Here is a 13,893-nt window from a genome sequence, read left to right on the forward strand (position 1 = left end):
TCAGAGCTCCTGAGCGAAGTGAACGGCGAGGCGCCGGAACGTAAACTGGCCGAGGAACAAAACGATCAGCGTGATCACCATGGCAACGGGAAGCCACAGCGTGAAAAGATCCGGCGGCATGACGTCGCCCACCAGTTGATCGGCCTTGAGCGTGGGTTCCCAGAAGGCCCAATGGAAGACCTCGACGGCGACTGTCATGGGGTTTAGCTGGTACACCCAGAACCATGGCCCCATGACACGCTCAACCATCGACCAGACGTAGAGCACGGGGGAAGCCCAGGTGACCACCATAACGATCATGTCGACGATGTTCTCGGAATCGCGAAAGTAGACATTGATGGCACCAAATATCAGGCCCAGACCCGTGGCGAGAACCGCGACCATCAGGAATATCAGTCCGACAGCCGCCAGTTGGAGGATCGACGGCGTCCATCCCACCACCAGGCAGGCGCCAATCAGGACCAGAAGCTGCGGGAGAAAATGTGCCGCCGAAACCCATACCGTAGACACAGGAAAAAGCTCCCGCGGCAGGTAGATCTTTCGGATGAGGTCGCGGTTGTCCACAATGGAACGGGTGGCATTGGACAGCGACTCCGTGAAGAAGTTGACCAAGACAATTCCCGCAAAGAGGTAAATCGCGTAATTGGGCGTACCGCGCTGGAGGTTCAGGAAAATGCCGAGCGCCACAAAGTAAATGAGGAACTGGACCAGCGGCTTGACGTAAGACCACATCAGGCCCAGCACAGAACCCCGGTAGCGCACCTTGATTTCCTTGCGCACCAGCAGCTTCAGGAGGAACCGGTCGCCGTAAACATCCAGGAGGCCCCGTCCGCTTCCGGGCCTGACCAGCTGGTCGGACTGACCCGCCATCTAGTTCCCGTCCTTGGTGTTCGCCTCGAACGTTTTTTTCCACGCGTCGATGGAGCTGATCTCGGCTACGGCGGACCTGTACTCGTGGGCGAGTTTGTCCCATTCGCGGAATAACTTCGCGTGCAGCACTGTCGCTTCCGCAAGCATGGATTTGAGCTTCTTCGGGTCCCTCTGGTACCAGGATGCGCCCGTGCCTTCGGCGTTGGAAACCACAACACTGTCATAGTGGGCCACTCGATACCAGCGGTTATCACGGTGGGCAAGGTAGCCCTGGGGCCGCTCGGAGCTCTCGGGTCCCGGCGTCTTGATCAGCTGCCGTGCAACGGTCTTGATCCCCCACGGGATCAGATCCTTCTTGCTGGGCATCCCGACGACGATGCCGCCCATGGGGCCGCGGCCGATCTTCGGCGCAGGGAAGTCGTCCACGTCGTCCTTCAGCTGGGCGTCCGGGTATGAGGACTTGAGCGCGTTGATCTCCGGAAGCTTCGTGGCCAGGACCTGATGGAGGGCGTCCGGCCCCTTGAAAAGGTCCTTAAGAGCTTCAATCCTCCCGTGTTCGGTGAAGTACTGCATGGACACCAGGTGCTTTACATCGGCCTGGACAGACTCACGCAACACCCGGCCACCCTTTGGGTACGGGCTGTGAATCAGGGTTGTAATGAGCCGGTTTCTGGCGTGGAAGTAGGCTTGCCAGCCCACCAGATCATCCTTATCAATCCAGGAAACATGCCAAACAGCCGCACCTGGGAGAGATACTGTCGCGTAACCTGCTTCCCTCGCGCGAAGTCCATACTCGGCGTCGTCCCATTTGATGAAGAGCGGAAGGGAAAGCCCGATTTCCTTGATCACCGCTGTTGGAATAAGGCACATCCACCAGCCGTTGTAGTCCACGTCCACGCGGCGGTGAAGCCAGGGAGTTTGGCGCAGGTTGGAGACACTGAAGTCGTGCCGGGTTTCCATGTCAGCATGCGGCGCGGCCGGAACGATCCGGAACGGGTCAACAACCTCACCAAAGGTGTGCAGGACGCTTCGGTTGTAGAGGTCGAACATATGGCCTCCGACAATCGTCGGCTTACGGCAATAGTCCGCAAACGTCAGAAGCCGGGTGATGCTCTCGGGTTCAACCACGATGTCGTCATCCAACAGCAGGACATAGTCGCTGCCGTTCTCTATGGACTCATACATTCCGCGGGCAAAGCCACCCGATCCGCCCAGGTTTGCCTGATTGATGATCCGGAGTTTTCCGTCAAGTGATGTGCTGACGGCAGCAAAATCGCCCTGGTCCTGAACTTTCTGGGTGCCCTGGTCTACGATCAGGATCTCCTTGACGTTCCGGAGCACCTCCGGGTTGTCAGCCAGGATCCTGGCGTTGTTGAGGCAAAAGTCGGGTTTGTTCATGGTGGTGATCTGAAGGGTCACCTGGCCGCTCGGCCGGGAAATGCCTTCCGCCTCCCATTGGCCGTCCTCAAGGACCAGATCGCCGGAACTTGCTGCCAGGTCGAACCAGTACCAGCCTCCGTCACCAAAGGGCTTAAGCGTCAGTTCGAAAGCGGACGTGGAATCGCCGTCGACGTGCCTGCCGTCAACACGCTGTACAGATCCGCGGGCATTGGACTTGTAGACCGTTACGGTTCCGGTGCCCCTGGTCCGGACCACCAGCCTGATCTCCCGAACCGAAGTCCAGCGCCGCCAGTAACTCGCCGGAAAGGCGTTGAAATACGTACCGAACGAGATCTGCTCACCTGAACGGACACGCATGGAGTGCCGTGACAGCAGGTCTTCGAAATGCGCCTCCCGGCTCTCCGAACTGGATAGGTGAAGCTTGTCTTCCAACAGCTTCGGCGTCCGGGCGAATTCGTCATTCTCACGGAGCCGGATGCCACTCGCCGTTCCGGCGTCCACATACAGCGACACTGTGTCCGGCTGGTCCGGTGAAGGGAGGATGATGCGCTGGATTGCTGCCCAGTCGATGGTTCCTGCTTGGGCACTCATGCTTCTACTCCTCCACTTTCAAACTTCGCTCCGTCGGCAAAATGCGGGCGAATCTGGTTTTCGAACATGGTCAGGGCTGAGCCGATGGCCATGTGCATGTCCAGGTACTTGTAGGTGCCCAGACGCCCGCCGAAGAGCACATCGGACTCGGCAGCGGCCAGGTCGCGGTACTTCAGCAAACGCTCCCGGTCCAATGCCGTGTTGATGGGGTAATACGGTTCATCGCCATTCTCTGCCGCACGGGAGAACTCGCGCATGATGACGGTCTTCTCCGTTTGGTAATTGCGCTCCGGATGGAAGTGGCGAGGTTCGATGATGCGGGTGTAGGCAACATCGGCGTCGTTGTAGTTGACCACCGAGGTTCCTTGGAAATCGCCGACGTCGAGGACTTCCTCCTCGAAATCGATGGTGCGCCAGGAAAGCTTGCCCTCGGCAAAGTCGAAGTACCGGTCCACGGGTCCGGTGTAGATCACCGGTATGTTTCCCACTACCTTGTCCTTGCTGTACTCGTGCGACTCGTCAAAGAAGTCGGTGTTGAGCCGGACTTCGATGTTCGGGTGCTCTGCCATCTTTTCGATCCAGGCGGTGTATCCGTTCGTGGGCAGGCCCTCGTACTTGTCGTTGAAGTACCGATTGTCGTAGTTGTAGCGCACCGGCAGCCGGGAAATGATGCCCGCGGGCAGGTCTTTAGGGTCGGTCTGCCACTGCTTGCCCGTGTAGTGCTTGATGAAGGCCTCGTACAGCGGGCGGCCAATCAGCTGGATGCCCTTGTCATTGAGGTTCTGCGGGTCGGTACCCGCAAGCTCCCCTGCCTGCTCCTGAATCAGTGCCTGGGCCTGGCCCGGAGTCAGGTTCGCACGAAAGAACTGGTTGATCGTGGCCAGGTTGATGGGCAGCGAATACACCTCGCCCTTATGGACTCCATAGACCTTATGTACATAGTTGGTGAACGTGGTAAACCGATTGACATACTCCCAAACGCGCTCGTTGGATGTGTGGAAAAGATGCGCCCCATAGCGGTGCACTTCGATTCCTGTCTGCTCCTCATTCTCGCTGTAGGCGTTACCACCGATGTGGTGGCGGCGGTCGAGGACGACTACCTTCAAGCCGAGCTCAGTGGCGGCCTGTTCTGCTATTGTCAGGCCGAAAAAGCCTGACCCTACAATGACGAGGTCAGCGTTCACGAACTCTCCTGTGTGGTGGATTTCAGGCACAGCCATGCCCGGGTCTAGTGTCAAGGTTACCCCGATGTACTTCGCTCATTGGCTGGGGACTGTCCTTGGCTCCGGTGTGGAGGGCCGGTTGCCGGGAGCAGAGGGCCCAAGCCCACATGCTGCCCAGCAGGCGCTGCGGCCTGTCCCTTGGGAGTCAGAGGGCGACGACGCCGCCGGTCCTCGCGGATTCCAGCACGGCTTCTGCGACGCGGAGAGTTTCCAGTCCTTCGGCCATCGTGACCACGTTCATGGATTTTCCGAGGATGGCATCCCGGAACGCTTCGTGCTCCATTTTCAGCGGTTCCCGCTTCGCAAGGGCGAACCGCGTGCTGGATCCCTCCGATACACCACGGAATGCCGCCATCGATTCCCATTCCGTCTGGAGCGTTCCGTTCTCCACGAACGTCAGGTCGGCGGAGATGGTGTCTGCTATGAAGGCACCCCGCTCGCCCAGGACGACGGCGGTGCGCTCCTTCATCGGTGAAAGCCAGTTCACGATGTGGTTGGTGACGATGCCATCACCCAGGTGACCGATGGCTGTGACCATGTCCTCGTGCTCCCGCCCGCTGCGCGATGTGGTGTGGGCCACCACGTCGACGTAGTTGCTCTGGGCAAGCCACGCTGTCAGGTCGATGTCATGCGTCGCAAGGTCCTTGACCACTCCCACATCTGCGATCCGAGCAGGAAAAGGACCCTGCCGGCGCGTGGAGATCTGGTACACGTCGCCAAGATCCCCGGCTTCAAGCCGCGCCCGCAGGCTCTGCAGGGACGGGTTGAAGCGTTCGATGTGGCCCACGGCTCCGATCAGCCCCTTCCTTTCGAAGGCAGCTGCGATCCGACGGCCCGACTCGGAATCATTGGCAATCGGTTTTTCGACGAGGCAGTGGATGCCCGCCTCGGCCAATTGCATGGCCACTTCCTCGTGCAGGACAGTGGGTACTGCCACTACGGCACAGTCGATGCCCTGGGCAATCATGTCCTCGACTTTGTCGTGGACCGTCAAGCCATTGGCAACACCATGCGAGTCACCGAAGGAATCAGCCATGGCGACCAGCTCCACGCCGTCGAGCTCCCGCAGCACGCGGGCATGGTGCCTGCCCATCATTCCGAGGCCGATAAGTCCGGCACGTAAGTTTGCCACTAGCTGCCAGCCTTCGCGAGTGCGTTCACCGCAGCGACAATCCGCTCCAGGTCGTTCTGGCTCAGGGACGGGTGAACTGGGAGGGAAAGAACCGTTCTGGCGGCCTCATCGGTGGCCGGCAGGTCGTCCTGGGTCCGGAACGGAGCCAGCTGGTTATTTGGTATCGGGTAGTAAACCCCGCAACCCACGTTGTACTCCTCACGCAGAGCCTTCGCGAAGCCGTCCCTGTCATCATCGACCCTGATCGTGTACTGGTGGTACACGTGCTCGCACCCCGCAGCAACTGTTGGGGTAGTGACACCCTCAATATTTTCGTCCAGGAAAGCGGCATTCTCCTGCCGGGTCCTGGTCCAGCCCAGCACCTTTGTGAGCTGCACACGGCCGATGGCAGCATGAATGTTGGTCATCCGTGCATTAAAGCCGACCAGTTCGTTTTCGTACTGGCGTTCCATCCCCTGGTTCCGGAGGAGGCGTAGGCGGCGTTCGACATCCGCCAGGCCGGTGCTGACCATTCCACCCTCACCGGAGGTCATGTTCTTCGTCGGATACAGGCTGAACATGGCGAAGTCGCCGAAGGTTCCCACCTTCCGGCCGTTGACCGCTGCCCCGTGCGCCTGGGCTGCATCCTCAAATACCTTGAGTCCATGCTTGGACGCAAGGGAGCCGATAGCGTCGACGTCAAAGGGGTGGCCATACAGGTGCACGGGCATGATGGCAGCCGTCTTATCCGTAATCCTGGATTCGACGGAGGACGGGTCAAGGGTGAAGTACGTCGGCTCAATGTCCGCGAACACAGGAGTTGCCCCGGTCAAAGCCACTGAGTTGGCGGTGGCGGCAAACGTGAAGGAAGGGACAATCACTTCGTCCCCCGGCCCGATCCCGGCAGCAAGAAGCCCGAGATGGAGGCCTGAAGTTCCGGAGTTGACGGCCACCGCGGCGCGCCCGTCGAGCAGGACGTCGGAGAACTCCTGCTCGAACGACGCGACCTCCGCCCCTTGCGCCAACTGCCCCGATGCCAGTACTGCATCAACGGCCGCGCGCTCGTCATCGCCGATGATCGGCTTGGCGGGCGGGATAAACTCGTGGCTCATTAATCAACCTCTCGAAGAATTTCGTCGTTTTCGACATACATGGTGCCGGTTTCCGGGCATTCCCACTGATCGCCTCGTTGCTTCAGTGGAAACCCTGCCTTTCCAACCCAGCCGAGTCGTTTGGCTGGAACTCCGGCCATGAGGGCAAAGTCAGGCACGTCCTTGGTAACGACAGCACCGGCGGCAATTGTTGCCCACCGGCCAATCGTCACGGGAGCCACGCAAACAGCCCTGGCACCGATGGACGCTCCCCGTTTGATGCTGACACCTACCGGCACCCAGTCGTGGGCGCTCTTAAGCACGCCATCCGGGGTGATGGCCCGGGGATACGTGTCGTTTGTCAGGACAACAGCAGGCCCGATGAAGACGCCGTCTTCCAGTTCTGCCGGTTCATACACGAGCGCATAGTTTTGGACTTTGCAATTGTCCCCCATCGTGACACCGGTCCCGATGTAGGCGCCTCGGCCAACGACGCAATTTACGCCCAGATGTGCCCCATCGCGTATCTGGGCCAGATGCCAAATTTTGGAACCTTCACCAATGACCGCCTCAGCTGACACGTCGGCGTTGTCCGCAACCTCTATCACCCGTGAACGTCCTTCCTTATAGACACATGGCAACGTCATTCATACTAGACGACCGTTCGACACAGGCCGGCCAAGGTGGCGTCCTCTGAAGTTGCCAGGGGATCTGTTACGCCAGCAGCCCTTGCACGGCCAGTCGATCTGCCTGGCCCACCCCTTCGGCCGAATGGCTCTCGAGCAGAGGTTCTCTTTTCGTTGTCCACATAGGCATTACCGAGCCGGGACAGCGTCAGCACAGCCCCGTTAGCGTGGTTTTGAGCAGAAAGGCAGGAGGTCAACGCATGAGGTTTCACTGCACTCTGGCGGGCAGCCCGGGGTCCGTACTGCATGGTCCGCCTTATGAACTGACTATTGAGGCACCCGCCGGCACAACCGGAGCCGAACTTGAGGCCCGGATCGCGGACAGGTTTGGCACGGGCCAGCTCGTCGTTGAGGGCGTGGGCATAGGCCTGATGACGCTTGGAAAACCGCCTCTGGTCCCCGGCGCTGTCCTCGTTGATAAACCCGCTAACGCGCCTTCACTGAGGCCACGCCGGCCCAGCTCCCAGCCGCCCCCTTCCCTGGCACTTGCTGTTCATAGTGGCGCCGGAGCAGGGACGGTGGTGCCGCTGCAGCGGGGCACCTACACCATTGGCCGTGGGAACGCAGACATACTCATACCCGACACAGAGCTTTCCAGGGAACACGCCCGCCTGGTGGTCACAGATACCGTCATAACGATCGTGGATCTCGACAGTGTCAACGGTACTGAGGTGGATGGGGAGCGCATCAGGAACGCCGCCATCACCACCGAATCGGTTATTCATTGCGGAAATTCGACCATGTCCCTGGTCGTTCTGGCCCAGCCTGGGCCCGGCCTGGGCGAGGCAGGAGCCTCGGTGGAGGAGCCTCTCGTTGTCAGCCAGCGCGTTGAAGCCACCAATCGTACAGCGCTTCTGCTCACCGCTGTGCTCCCCCTCGCCATCGGCGTAGGGCTTGCCGTTGTCACGGGAATGTGGATCTTCCTGGCTTTCACTGCAGTCTCGGCAGTATCCATCATCGTGCCTGTGTTTTCCGGTCGGCGTCAGCGGCGTGCGCTGGCCGCTGCAGTCATGGCAGCGATCCGGGAAGACAAGGATCGACGACGGCGGTCCGCCCCGCCGCTTTCCGTCCTGGTTATCGCCACCCAGCATTCGGAGCAGGGGACGGCAGCACCTGGAGCCCCTGCTGACCCTATCTGGCTGCGGCTGGGCCTTGCTGTCCAGCCGGCCAATCTACGCTTTGAGCCTGCGGATCCCGACAAGGCCATTCCCACTGCAGGCCTGATGCCCTTAACTCTCGATCCTGCCCGGTTGGTGGCGACAGTCCGGGGTTCGCGCCAGGCAGTAGACGGCCTGGTACGGTCAGCCGTGATGCAGCTGGCCGGCTACTCCCGGGCCCGCGCTTCCCGCATCCTGGTACACGGCGCTGCCCAATGCCTGCCGCTCAGCGCACGCTATCTGCCCGCCGTCACACTTTGCAGCAATACGTCCTCGGTGACAACACTCCTCGAATGTGGCTGGGGGCCTGCCTTCAGCCATGGTGTCCTGATCCTTTCAGGTGCCGCGGACACCGCGGAGACCCTGGCCGCGATTATCGCGAAAGCAAAGCAATTCAACTGGCAGGTAATTCATTTCTCGTTCGGGGATAGCTCTCCCGTGCTTGCGGATATGGATCTCCATGAGCAGGGCACGCCGCGTCGAATGCCAGCCGGGAACATTCCGTTTCTGCCGGATCTGGCGCCTGTGCCCGTCTTTGACCGTTTCTGCAGGGAATTGGCGGGGACCGTTGCCAGTTCCGGCAGGGCTGAAAGGACAGTCCCGTCGAGATGCTCGTTGGCTGAACTGATTCCCTCCTCATCGCTTGAAGTATCTTCGCGCTGGACCAATGGCCACTTGAGGCCCGGCCTTGTTGTGCCCCTGGGCCGTAGCGCCGAGGGAAGCCGCCTGCTGGATCTCCAGACCGATGGGCCGCATCTTCTGGTTGCAGGCACCACCGGGTCAGGCAAATCCGAACTCCTGCGCACCCTGACCTTGGGCCTATCACTCACCTACCCCCCGGACCGAATCAATTTCCTGTTCGTCGATTTCAAGGGAGGTTCGGGGCTTGGACCCCTGACAGGGCTTCCCCACTGTGTAGGAATTCTTACCGACCTGAGTACTCACGAACTTGAGCGTTGGTTGGCCTCACTTCGCGCCGAGGTCCGGGTCAGGGAAGAGATGCTCGCTTCGGTCCAGGCACCCGATCTCATGTCATACACGGCAAGCCAGGCGGGCAAGGATTCGCCACTTCCCCATCTCATCGTGGTCATCGATGAATTCCGCATGCTCGTGGACGATGCCCCGAATGCTCTGCAGGAACTGATGCGGATCGCCGCGATAGGACGCTCTCTCGGAATCCACCTGATCATGGCCACGCAACGTCCCCAGGGTGCACTCACGGCCGACATCCGGGCCAACGTGACAACCAGCATTGCGCTGCGGGTCCAGTCGGAGATGGAGTCGGTGGACATCATCAACTCCAAGGCCGCGGCAGCAATCAGCGTGGATACGCCGGGGAGGGCCTTCCTTGCCCGGGGCACGGAAGCGCCTCAGGAATTCCAGGCGGCCTCGATAGGGAGCGGGGCTTTAGTGGCCGAAGAGCCAGACATCACCATCCGGCTGGCCAGCGAGGCGCTTCAGGCCACCATAAACCCCGACCTTCCAGCGTCGGACCCAATTCCCGTAACACCCGTGCAGGCAGCGGCCCCGCATGTGAAGGCCACAACGGATGTCTGGAATGCCCTGGGTGGGCAACCCGTCCGGCGTCCTGTCGCCGCTGCACTTCCCCGCGTTCTGGCCGAAGACGGCACCCCGGTCCAGGTCCTTGCCGAGGCCACGCTCCCGGCATGGCTCCAGGAACACACCGGGCGCGGGTGGTCGATCAATCTGGGATTGATGGATCTGCCTAACGAACAAAGGATTGCCCCGGTCATCTGGCAGCCGGCCCGCCACGGGCATCTGGCCCTTATCGGCGGACCCGAGTCAGGTGCGGCAGAGGCCCTGGTTTTTGCAGTGCAGCAGCTTGTTTCCGACGCCGCAGAGTCTCACCTTTATGTACTGGACGCCGGCACTACCCTCAGCGCCGTCGCCTCCCATCACCGAACTGGTGCCCTGGCTGGTTTGGGCGAACTGCGGCGCGCCGTGCGCATCCTGGAACGACTGGCCAGCGAGCAGTCCCAGCGACTCAGCCGAGCCTCCAAAGACGACGAGACGCCCTTGATCCTGGTGATCGCCGGCTGGGGCTCGTGGGCCTCGGCACTCCGGGCCGGCCCCTTGGCCTGGGCCGAAGACCTGGTACACGATCTTGTCCGGGATGGCGGAAGTGCCGGCTTAACAGTGATCCTCTCAGGCGAACGAGAACTGGTGACTGCCAGATTCTTCGCATCAGTTCCCAGCCGGGTGTATTTTCCGGCAGGTTCCAGCGAGGACAGCCGTCTTGCCTGGCCAAGACTCCCAGCTACCGAAATGCTCCGGGGAAGGGCAGTGGCTTTCGGCGCTCTTTCGGGCGGGGAGCCCGCAGTCTGCCAGTTCTACACCCCTTCCCACAGCGGGTCGGAGCCGGCCTCTGAGGAACGAAAGCCCGGGCAACATGCACTGCAGGCGACCCCCTTCCGGGTGGAAGCGTTGCCGGTGATGCTCCCCGCCCACGAGATTCCGAGACAACCGGTGAGGGAGGCACCCGCCGATCGGGCCTTTGCGAGGCACCAGCCGAGGCCCGTGTCTGAGCGCTACCGGCGCCTTCTGATTGGAGTGGGCGGTGACGAATTGGCGCCGGTGTCCGTGACGGTCCCTGCCGGCAGTGTATTTGCGGTGCTTGGTGGCCCCGCTTCCGGAAAAACGAACTTCGTGCAGCTGCTTCCCGCCCTTAACGGCGATGCCGGCCACTGGCTCGAACCTGGCGAGGGGACAAACCCCATCGACTACTGGTCGGATATCCTACGCAAGGCTTCGGCGGGCGAGGTGGACCGGAGATCGACAGCGCTGGTTGATGATGCAGATCTACTGCCCGCGGTCACGCACCAGGAGTTGGCGGACCTCAATGCGATGGGCCATACAGTGGTCGTGACTGCACGCTTCAGTTCAATGCTTCTTCAGAGGGTTCCTATAATGCTGGCCGCCCGTGGCCTTGGAAGCGGGTTGCTGATCGCTCCCCGCAGTCTGCTCGACGGGGATTTCTTCGGCACGCGGTTCGACGTGGAACCACATCCCCCGCCGGGAAGGGCAGTCCTCATCTCAGACGGCCGGTCAATGCCTGTCCAGCTGGGCTGGGTCCCCCGGAAGGCTCAGACGCAGCATCAGCACGGCCAGGTTCCTCCACCCACTACTGACACTTAGGAGTCGACAGCTCATAAAGCCGGAGGTGCTCCGCCTGTCCGGGAAGCATAGGTGATGACGCGCCGGTCGAAAAGAAGCACGATGGCCACCAACGCCGGCACCACCATGGCAATCCCTGCCCACACAACTCCGCCGCTCAGCGTCGGAACGCCTATGGTCAGAACAAACAGCTGCGCAACCAGGGCCGCTGCCCTGGTCCAGCGGTAACCGCGGATCAGAAAGGCGGCAACGGAATACAGCCATGCGGAGAATGCAAGCAGCAGCGCAAGCGTGAACACGGCGCCCCAGAAGGACCGGACAGGTGCAGCCGTTGCAAGCTCGAACCCGTACCAGCCGGCAGCAACAAGCAGGGCGGTGGCTTCTGCTGCAACGATGAGCGCTATGACCAGTATGGGGCGCGGCCGAACCGGTGCCGACGGAGCTTTTGGTTCTTCCCCGCCGTGGGAACCAGAACCGTACGGGGACGGGTCGGACGACGGATTTTCAGGGTTCACCGGGGGTCTTGACACACTGGCACCCTACCGGACATAGTCGGACACTGGTGAGGCCCACCAGCACCGATGTGATGTATCGCTCAGCGTTCCGGGGATTTCCAGCCTTCGTACCCCTTGTTTACACAGCGTTAACATGACAGGCTTAATTCAGATGACCGAGGGGGCCCCGCAGGGCCCCTTTCCTATGTAGCCCTTAGTGAATAATTTCACAAAGGCTCTTCCCAGAAATGGAGCAACTGATCAGCATGGATTGGCGTAACCGCGCAGCGTGCCTTGACAAGGACCCGGAACTGTTTTTCCCCGTCGGAAATACGGGCCCTGCCCTCCTCCAAATCGAGGAAGCCAAGAGCGTCTGCCGCCGGTGCCCGGTTGTTGACACCTGCCTGCAGTGGGCTCTCGAATCGGGACAGGATGCAGGCGTGTGGGGTGGCATGAGCGAGGACGAGCGCCGTGCCCTGAAGCGCCGGGCAGCACGGGCCCGCCGCGCCTCCTAACAAGAGGGGCTGGCTAAGCCCTGGCAGTACGCCGATGGCCGCGACCTTCTGGTCGCGGCCATCGGCGATTTCGGCCCACCTGCTTATCCGTGAACCTTGTCCGTGAACGCTACTGCACGAGCCCTCACTTTGAGGCCAGGATTAGCCGGATCTGGACAGCGGTCCCGCCGCCTTCCCGCGGCTGCCATTGGATCGAGCCTCCCAGTTCACTGGTCACAAGGGTCCGGACGATCTGCAGACCAAGGCCTTCCACATGGGGTGTATCAGGCAGCCCCACACCGTCATCGGCCACAGTAACGGTCAGAAGTTCCTCGCCGTCCTCCTCTTCGGAACGATCAGCCAGGAGCCAGACCGTTCCCGCGCGTCCTTCAAGGCCATGCTCGACGGCGTTGGTCACCAGTTCGTTGATCACGAGAGCCAGGGGGGTGGCGAAGTCGCTCGGCAGTTCTCCAAAAAGGCCTGCCCGTTCGGTCCTCACCTGTTGGGATGGAGAGGCAACCTCTGCTGAAAGCCTGAACTGCCGGCCGATCAGCTCATCAAAATCAACACTCTGCGCCAACCCCTGGGACAGGGTCTCATGGACAAGAGCGATGGTGGCAACACGGCGCATCGCCTGCTCGAGGCCCTGTTTGGCCTCGTCGCTGACCATGCGGCGGGACTGCATACGCAGCAGCGCAGCCACGGTCTGCAGGTTGTTCTTCACCCTGTGATGGATTTCGCGGATGGTGGCGTCCTTAGTCACCAGTTCCATCTCCCGGCGCCGCAGCTCAGAAACGTCTCGGCAGAGCACCAACGCGCCAAAACGCTGCTGTTCGTCCCGGAGCGGGATGGCCCGGAGCGAAAGGCTCACGCCGCGGGATTCAATTTCACTCCGCCATGGCATCCGGCCCGTCACCACCAAGGGCAGGGTCTCGTCCACCATCCGGCGGTCCTTGAGCAGGCTGGCAGTGACTTCGGCCAGGGAGCGGCCTTCGAGCGATTCGCCGTCACCCAGCCGTCGAAACGCCGATACGCCGTTGGGGCTCGCATATTGCACGATGCCCTCTGCGTCCAGCCTGATGAGGCCATCCCCCACACGCGGAGCACCGCGCCGGGAGCCTGTCGGGGATGCAAAGTCGGGCCACAAACCCAGCGTCCCCATCCGGAGCAGGTCATAGGCGCACTGCCGGTAGGTGAGCTCAAGGCGGGACGGCATCCGGGAGCTGGACAGGTCCATGTGGGTGGTGACAACAGCAAGGGTGCGGCCGTTCCGGACCATGGGTACTGCTTCCACCCGCAGAGCCATGTCGCTGTTCCAGTTGGTTTCACTGGACCGTTCTATGGCGCGGCTTTCCCAGGCTTTGTCAACCAGTGGCTGCAGATCGGAGCGGATGCCCTCACCCACAAAGTCCCCGTGGAAAACGGTATGCGTGGTTGAGGGCCGGACGTGGGCAAGGGCAACATAGCCGTATTCAGGGTGCGGAAACCACAGCGCCAAGTCGGCAAAGGCAAGGTCAGCAACCATCTGCCAGTCGCCCACCAGGAGGTGCAGCCATTCGGCATCGCCCGGCCCAAAATCAGCATGCTCCCTGATAGGGTCCGTAAAGATTGCCACTGCACCTCCAGTTACGACGCGTGAG

At 61.3% G+C, this 13,893-nt stretch carries 10 protein-coding genes; 2 read left to right on the plus strand and 8 right to left on the minus strand.

The window, feature by feature from the left end:
• The 6 genes from M1E17_RS15765 to M1E17_RS15790 form a co-directional block, all read right to left on the minus strand.
• A complete protein-coding gene (locus M1E17_RS15765; protein WP_457962911.1) occupies window positions 1–870 on the minus strand; it encodes an ABC transporter permease in 870 nt (289 codons plus the stop codon).
• Window positions 871–2,862: a glycosyltransferase gene (locus M1E17_RS15770; RefSeq protein ID WP_457962912.1), complete on the minus strand. Its 1,992-nt coding sequence runs from the start codon at window positions 2,860–2,862 to the stop codon at window positions 871–873. It abuts the gene before it with no gap.
• Window positions 2,859–4,046: a UDP-galactopyranose mutase gene (gene glf / locus M1E17_RS15775; protein WP_457962913.1), complete on the minus strand. Its 1,188-nt coding sequence runs from the start codon at window positions 4,044–4,046 to the stop codon at window positions 2,859–2,861. Before glf ends, M1E17_RS15770 begins: the two co-directional genes overlap by 4 nt.
• A gap of 184 nt (window positions 4,047–4,230) precedes the next feature.
• A complete protein-coding gene (locus M1E17_RS15780) occupies window positions 4,231–5,217 on the minus strand; it encodes a Gfo/Idh/MocA family oxidoreductase (protein WP_457962914.1) in 987 nt (328 codons plus the stop codon).
• Window positions 5,217–6,308, minus strand: a complete 1,092-nt coding sequence (locus tag M1E17_RS15785; RefSeq protein ID WP_457962915.1) for a DegT/DnrJ/EryC1/StrS family aminotransferase — start codon at window positions 6,306–6,308, stop codon at window positions 5,217–5,219. The genes M1E17_RS15780 and M1E17_RS15785 overlap by 1 nt, the downstream gene beginning before the upstream one ends.
• The gene (locus M1E17_RS15790) at window positions 6,308–6,934 is read right to left on the minus strand and encodes an acyltransferase (protein WP_457962916.1); all 627 of its coding nucleotides are present in this window, start codon (window positions 6,932–6,934) and stop codon (window positions 6,308–6,310) included. The genes M1E17_RS15785 and M1E17_RS15790 overlap by 1 nt, the downstream gene beginning before the upstream one ends.
• 239 nt (window positions 6,935–7,173) lie before the next feature.
• Here M1E17_RS15790 and M1E17_RS15795 point away from each other — a divergent pair, with 239 nt between their 5' ends.
• The gene (locus M1E17_RS15795) at window positions 7,174–11,286 is read left to right on the plus strand and encodes an FtsK/SpoIIIE domain-containing protein (protein ID WP_457962917.1); all 4,113 of its coding nucleotides are present in this window, start codon (window positions 7,174–7,176) and stop codon (window positions 11,284–11,286) included.
• A gap of 11 nt (window positions 11,287–11,297) precedes the next feature.
• Here M1E17_RS15795 and M1E17_RS15800 read toward each other — a convergent pair whose 3' ends face one another.
• Window positions 11,298–11,795, minus strand: a complete 498-nt coding sequence (locus M1E17_RS15800) for a hypothetical protein (RefSeq protein WP_457962918.1) — start codon at window positions 11,793–11,795, stop codon at window positions 11,298–11,300.
• A gap of 230 nt (window positions 11,796–12,025) precedes the next feature.
• Between M1E17_RS15800 and M1E17_RS15805 the strand changes: the two genes are divergently transcribed.
• A complete protein-coding gene (locus M1E17_RS15805) occupies window positions 12,026–12,274 on the plus strand; it encodes a WhiB family transcriptional regulator (RefSeq protein WP_003804966.1) in 249 nt (82 codons plus the stop codon).
• Between the two features lie 124 nt (window positions 12,275–12,398).
• On the opposite strand, the gene M1E17_RS15810 is transcribed toward M1E17_RS15805, so the two are convergent.
• A complete protein-coding gene (locus M1E17_RS15810; RefSeq protein ID WP_457962919.1) occupies window positions 12,399–13,868 on the minus strand; it encodes a sensor histidine kinase in 1,470 nt (489 codons plus the stop codon).
• Window positions 13,869–13,893: the final 25 nt, after the last annotated feature.

It is taken from the genome of Arthrobacter sp. D1-29 (assembly GCF_054130585.1).

Excerpts from the sequence above, each read along its gene's own strand:
- M1E17_RS15785 (WP_457962915.1), bottom strand. The coding sequence starts at position 6,308 with ATGAGCCACGAGTTTATCCCGCCCGCCAAGCCGATCATCGGCGATGAC.
- M1E17_RS15790 (WP_457962916.1), bottom strand. The coding sequence starts at position 6,934 with ATGACGTTGCCATGTGTCTATAAGGAAGGACGTTCACGGGTGATAGAG.
- M1E17_RS15795 (WP_457962917.1), top strand. The coding sequence starts at position 7,174 with ATGAGGTTTCACTGCACTCTGGCGGGCAGCCCGGGGTCCGTACTGCAT.
- M1E17_RS15770 (WP_457962912.1), bottom strand. The coding sequence starts at position 2,862 with ATGAGTGCCCAAGCAGGAACCATCGACTGGGCAGCAATCCAGCGCATC.
- M1E17_RS15765 (WP_457962911.1), bottom strand. The coding sequence starts at position 870 with ATGGCGGGTCAGTCCGACCAGCTGGTCAGGCCCGGAAGCGGACGGGGC.
- M1E17_RS15805 (WP_003804966.1), top strand. The coding sequence starts at position 12,026 with ATGGATTGGCGTAACCGCGCAGCGTGCCTTGACAAGGACCCGGAACTG.